Annotated in this window: 5 protein-coding genes; 3 read left to right on the forward strand and 2 right to left on the reverse strand. The window is 52.8% G+C overall.

The genetic code is table 11. The annotated features are described in order from the left end of the window. Positions 1-139: 139 nt before the first annotated feature. A complete protein-coding gene (citX, locus tag ACR0QW_RS10560) occupies positions 140-1,519 on the reverse strand; it encodes a citrate lyase holo-[acyl-carrier protein] synthase (protein WP_432643603.1) in 1,380 nt (459 codons plus the stop codon). Then, positions 1,516-2,439: a LysR family transcriptional regulator gene (locus tag ACR0QW_RS10565; protein ID WP_432643604.1), complete on the reverse strand. Its 924-nt coding sequence runs from the start codon at positions 2,437-2,439 to the stop codon at positions 1,516-1,518. The genes citX and ACR0QW_RS10565 overlap by 4 nt, the downstream gene beginning before the upstream one ends. Positions 2,440-2,686: 247 nt before the next feature. Here ACR0QW_RS10565 and citD point away from each other — a divergent pair, with 247 nt between their 5' ends. The 3 genes from citD to citF are packed head-to-tail and all read left to right on the forward strand — an operon-like array spanning position 2,687 to position 5,466. Then, positions 2,687-2,986 (forward strand): citrate lyase acyl carrier protein, encoded by a 300-nt coding sequence (citD, locus tag ACR0QW_RS10570; RefSeq protein WP_432643605.1) that lies wholly within the window; start codon positions 2,687-2,689, stop codon positions 2,984-2,986. Between the two features lies 1 nt (position 2,987). Further along, a complete protein-coding gene (locus ACR0QW_RS10575) occupies positions 2,988-3,902 on the forward strand; it encodes an aldolase/citrate lyase family protein (protein WP_071142215.1) in 915 nt (304 codons plus the stop codon). 1 nt (position 3,903) lies between these two features. Next, positions 3,904-5,466, forward strand: a complete 1,563-nt coding sequence (gene citF / locus ACR0QW_RS10580) for a citrate lyase subunit alpha (RefSeq protein ID WP_432643606.1) — start codon at positions 3,904-3,906, stop codon at positions 5,464-5,466. The last annotated feature ends 500 nt before the right edge of the window (positions 5,467-5,966 follow it).

Raw genomic sequence — 5,966 nt, forward strand, 5'->3', positions numbered from 1 at the left:
AGCTTAATTAAAAAAGCTGATCTTTGGGGGAAAGGGGGAAGTATGCTCTTTTCTCCTCAAATTTTGTTGAGAGAGCCATAGAGATAAAAAACATAGGGGGTGTGAAGAAATGAATTCTCATTTCTTCACACCCCCTTTTTTATTTCACCAGTTCTTCCATCTTCTCCAGGAAGATGGCCAGGATCAGAAGATCTGCACAGCCTCCCGGGCTGATGTTCTGCCTGATGAATTTTTCGTTCAGTTCCCACACGGCCTGGATTCCTTCCGCTGTAAAGGCCCCGCCCTTCTCCAACACTGCCCGGGCATCGGCCCGGGCCTGTTCCAGGGTAGCAGCATCCGACCGGCTCAGGATGTTGGTATCCTCTACCTGGGAGAGCAGCAGCAGCAGGGTCTGGATATAGGCTTCGTTGTCCGGCTTCCCTTCCTCCCGGAACCGGCGCAGGGCAGGCAGGGCGATTCCGCTCACCGCCGGGAAGCCGTCCATGGCTTCTCCCCGGATGCCCCGGCAGCCCTGCTGGATATACAGGATTTCCCCGTGGGTGTGGGGATGGTAGGGATCGATTCTGGCGAAATCCCTTTCCAAAAGCGGCGTCACCGCTTCTGCAATGGCAGCCAGGGTCTTCTCGCTGTCCACGGTGCCCGTGCGGGCCAACAACCACATGGTAAAGCTTGTCACCAGGCCCAGGGAAAAAATGATGCCCTTGTGGGTGTTCACATTGTGCGTAGCCCGGAACATGGACTTTTCCGCTGCAGCCCCCATGGGCCGCAGGGCAGCGAACAGCCCTTCTCCGTCTTTTTCCCAGTTCCAGCCTTTTTCAGCCATCTGGCACAGATGGGGTACGATGGCATCGGTACTGGCCGCAAAGGTATGCCAGTCCATATCCTTGTGGGCCCCGGCGTTGTCCTTATCCACCAGTCCCGGTTTGGGCGTGGCATCCACTTCCCCCTGGAGCCCGGCCCGCAGGGCCTGTTCCACGCGCTCCAGCACAAAATTCTCCAGTACCCGGTGCACATTCCGCACCAGCACGGGTACGCTGTGTTTCCGGCTGCGGGCGCAGGCCTGGGCCGGCTGGGAGCAGACCAGGCACAGCCGGCCGGGCAGTCCGATATCCGTCCGCGAAATCTTATGCCCGTCTTCCGCCAGCACGTCCATGTCGTACAGCCGGCCCAACCGGTCCGCATTTTCGATGGTGCAGGCGATTTCCTTAATGCGCCGGGCATCCCCGTCCAGCACATAGTATTTCTCGTAACCCGTCTTGTAATCGATGATTTTCTGGTACAAAATGGGGATCCCGGCTGCATCCAGGGCTTTTTCCAGCCGCCGGATTCCTTCCAGGAAGCCCAGATGGATCAGGGCAGAGGTCTTCACCGGCCCGGGGATATTCTGGGTAAAGAACAGCAGGGGTTTGTGGAAATGGTCCAGCAGTTTCCGCTGGGCAGCGGCACGGCCGTCCCGTGCCATCAGCATATCCGGCACTTCCACCGCAGGGCCTGCCAGACGGATCACAACATCTTTCATTTGGTATAAGGTTCCTTTCTTTTCTTGCCCAGGGTCCGGATCAGTTCAATGAAAGCCCGGGCGTAAGGGCTGAGATAGGCGTCCTTCCGGCAGCAGATATAACAGTACCGTTTGTTGGCAACGCCTAATAAAGGATACAACACACACTTGTCCTGTGACAAGAAGTAATCGTCCAGATACACATCCGGGCAAATGAATACGGCTTCCATGGCGGAAACCAGACGTTTGCCCACTTCGATGCTGGAAGTTTCCAGAATCACATTGGGCTTGATTTCGTATACGCTGAACAAGGTATCCTGCACCCGGCGCACGTTATGGCCCTCGGTGATGGAAACGAATTCCTCATTCTTGGCCTCGGTGATGTGGATGGGCGTGCCGCCTTTGATGCGCTGGGCCAGAGTGGTCATTTTATTGGCCACCAGGACCACATCTTCCGTTTCCACCAGTTCATACTTCAGTTCGTCATTGGTGGGAGTGGTGGTCAGCACGGCCAGATCTACGCCTCCGTTCAGCACTTCGCTTTCCGTGATGCTGCTGCCCGCTTCCATGATATTCAGCTTGATATGGGGATACCGCTGGCGGAATACGGGCATCACCGCCGGCAGCATCTGCATGGACCGCTGTACCGGAATGCCCAGCCGCAGGGTGCCGTACCCCTCGTACTGGATGTCCGCCACTTCATGGAGCAAATTGGAACTAATGGTGATCACCTGCTTGACAGCAGCAAGGTATTTCTTCCCCGCTTCCGTAAGCACAATGGGATTGGTGTTCCGCAAAAAAATAGGCGCTCCCAGGTATTTTTCCACCGCTTTGATGGTCTGGCTCAGCGCCGGCTGTGAAACGTGCATGGTCTTGGAGGCATTGGTGATGCTCCCCTGCTTGATGATTTCCATTATATATTGCGCATGCTTCAGATTCATAGACCCCTCCAGATTCTCGGTTCCCCCACATTTTCGCCGTATTTTAGAAGAAGTTTTAATTTCTTGTTTTTTAGCACAATTTACCCAGCCCCGGGGATCCGCATTCCACGGGGCTTTCTCTGGGTTGATAAGATTCAGCTTATAAAGATTATATCATTATTTATATTCGATTTCCAATTTTTCCTGTGTTACTATCAAAGTGTACCAAACTGTATATTGTTCATTATTTCAGAAGGAGTGATTTTACATGGAATTGAAGAAGGCAGCCATGGCTGGCACTGTTGAGTCTTCTGATGCCCAGATCACCGTTGAACCCGGTACCAACGGCATCGAACTCACTGTTGAAAGCAGCGTCATCCATCAATATGGACGGCAGATCAAGGCTGTTGTCCTGGAGACCCTGAAGAAACTGGACGTGAAGAACGCCAAAGTTTCTGTTGTTGACAAGGGTGCTTTGGACTGCACTTTAAAAGCACGCGTGGAAGGCGCTGTGTTCCGTTCTATCAACGAGGACCCCGATACGCCGAATCCCTGGGAGGTCTTATAACATGGAAGTAATCAATACAAACCCGAACTTCAAGCGTTTGAGAAGATCCATGATGTTCCTGAACGCACAAAAACCGAGCCTGGTAAAAGACCCGTATGTGTACAAACCCGATTCCATCATGCTGGACCTGGAAGATGCCGTAGCTGAAAACCAGAAGGATGCTGCCCGTTATTCTCTGTTCCATGCTCTGAAAGAAATCGATTATCATGGCTGTGAAAGAGTTGTCCGGATCAACGGTCTGGAAACTCCCCACTGGAAAGAAGATATCCGCGTTTCCGTTGCCGGCGGCTGCGATGCCATCCGTCTGGCCAAGACTGAATCCGGCAAGGACATCAAGACCGTGGAAGAACACATCCTGGCTGCTGAAAAGGAATTCCATCGTCCCATCGGCAGCACGCTGATCATGGCTGCCATCGAATCCACCAAGGGCATGCTGAACCTGTACGATATCTGCACTTCTTCTGACCGTCTGTTCGGTATCGCCCTGTCCGGCGGCGACTACACCCGTGATCTGCAGACCAGCATTTCCAAGAGCGGTGTGGAACTGATGGGTGCCCGTCAGCAAATGGTCATCACCGCACGGGCTACCGGCCGTATGTGCTTCGATACCGTTTACACCGATCTGGATGACATGGAAGGCTTCCGCAAGGACGTGGAAATGATCAAACAAATGGGCTTCGATGGCAAATCCATCATCAACCCCCGTCAGATCCCTGTCTGCCATGACGTATTCACCCCGACCGAAAAACAGATCCGTTGGGCTGAAGCCGTTGTCCGGGAAATCGACACCAAGAAAGCCATGGGTATCGGTGTATTCCAGCTGAACGGCAAGATGCTGGATATCGCCTTCTATGACGGCGCCAAGAGAACCATTGCTATGGCCAAGGCTGCCGGTGTCTATAAGGGGGATTTATAAGATGAAGAACGCAGTAGGTAGAGAGATTCCTGAAGAAATCCTGAAGCTGACCGGGAAAGAAGCTTTTGCCGGCAGCTATGCGAAACATCAGGTTGCATACAAAGCGGCTACCCATACGGTAGCTCCCGTCATTGATCCGAACTACAGCAAAATCGTAGATTCCATCGAAGATGTCCTGAAAAAATGCGGCATCAAAGACGGTATGACCCTGTCCTTCCACCATCACTTCCGTGAAGGGGACTACGTAGTCAACATGGTCATGGAAGCTGTCCACAAGATGGGTATCAAAGACCTGACCATCTGTGCTTCTTCCCTGGGCAAGGCCCAAAACCCGATCGTTCCCATGATCGAAGACGGCACCATCACCAACATCCAGGCTTCCGGCGTCCGGGGCAAGATTGGTGAAGCCATTTCCAACGGCAAACTGAAGGGCCTGGCCATCATGCGCAGCCACGGCGGCCGTGTCCGTGCCGTAGAATCCGGCGAAACCCATATCGACATTGCCTTCATCGGTGCTCCCTGCGCTGACGACATGGGCAACTGCCGTGCTTTCGGCAGCCAGAACGGCAGCGACTGCGGCGTACTGGGCTATGCTGCCGTCGATGCCCAATATGCTGACAAGGTAGTCGTGGTAACCGATACCCTGGTTCCCTTCCCCAACGTTCCGGCCTCCATCGATATGACCAACGTTGACTACGTGGTGAAAGTCGACGCCATCGGCGATCCTACGAAGATTGCTACCGGCGCTGCCAAACCCACCACGGACCAGCGGAAACTGCTCATGGCCAAATATGCCGCTGATTTCATGGTCCATACTCCCTGGTACAAAGATGGGTTCATCTACCAGACCGGCGTAGGCGGTGCTTCCATCGCTTCCACCAAATACCTGGCTGAACATCTGCGCAAGGACAACATCCACATGGGAGTTGCCATGGGTGGTATCGCCCAGGCCATCTGCGAACTGCAGCATGAAGGCCTGATCAACAAGATCGCTGATACCCAGGATTTCGATATGGCTTCCATCGAAGATATCAAGACCAACCCGAACCATTACGAAATCACCACTTCCCAGTACGCTGATCCTTTCAATAAGGGCGCTTATGTCAATAAGCTGGATTATGTCATCCTGGGCGCACTGGAAGTCGATACCCACTTCAACGTCAACGTTGTGGTAGGTTCTGACGGCGTAATCACCGGTGCCCAGGGCGGCCATCCGGATACCGCTGCCGGTGCCAAATGCACCATCGTCATTGCTCCGCTGCTGCAGGGCCGTATCCCGGCTATCTGCACCGACTGCACCACCGTTACCACTCCGGGTGAAACGGTCGATGTTGTGGTAACGGATTACGGCATCGCCATCAATCCCCGCCGTCAAGACATCATCGACGCGGTGAAAGACACGGATCTGCCCATCTGCACCATCGAAGAACTGCGGGATACCGCTTACAAGATGGTCGGCAAACCCGATCCTGTACAATTCGGTGACCGCATCGTCGGCATTATCGAAGCACGGGATGGTTCTGTGATGGACGTTGTCCGTCAGGTAAAGAAAGCTGAATTCTGATCCGGCTTCCTGAAATGGAATAAATCCAGGATCCCCGAGAATCCATTGATTCCCGGGGACCTTTTTTGTCTGCAGACGGATGATTGCTGCAAACTGTTTCAAATAGAATAAAAATCTTTAAGTTATTTCTTTTTATAGGAAACTGAAATAATTTATGCAAATCCGTAATCCCGCATGATTCCTTGCTTTGCGTATAGTATATAAGTAAAAAGCTATGGGATTTATACCGTTTTTTCTATTCGTTTTCAATTTTGGGATGTGATACTATAACATTATCGTATTTTTATCCTGTTTCCGGGCTGCCCGTCCGGGACGCATCATTATTCTAAGGAGGATATTGCATTATGTTTTTGGGCGTAGTTGGTTTCTTGATGGTTATCATCATCGTTGCCGCCCTGATCCGTGGGAAATCCAACCCGGTACCTCTGTTCGTCATGGTACCTGTGATCGCGGCGCTGATCTGCGGGTTCACTCCTGTCCAGATCTTTGGTTTCGTGAAG

It is taken from the genome of Acidaminococcus sp. (assembly GCF_050873445.1).
In the GTDB taxonomy this organism is placed as follows: Bacteria; Bacillota; Negativicutes; order Acidaminococcales; family Acidaminococcaceae; genus Acidaminococcus.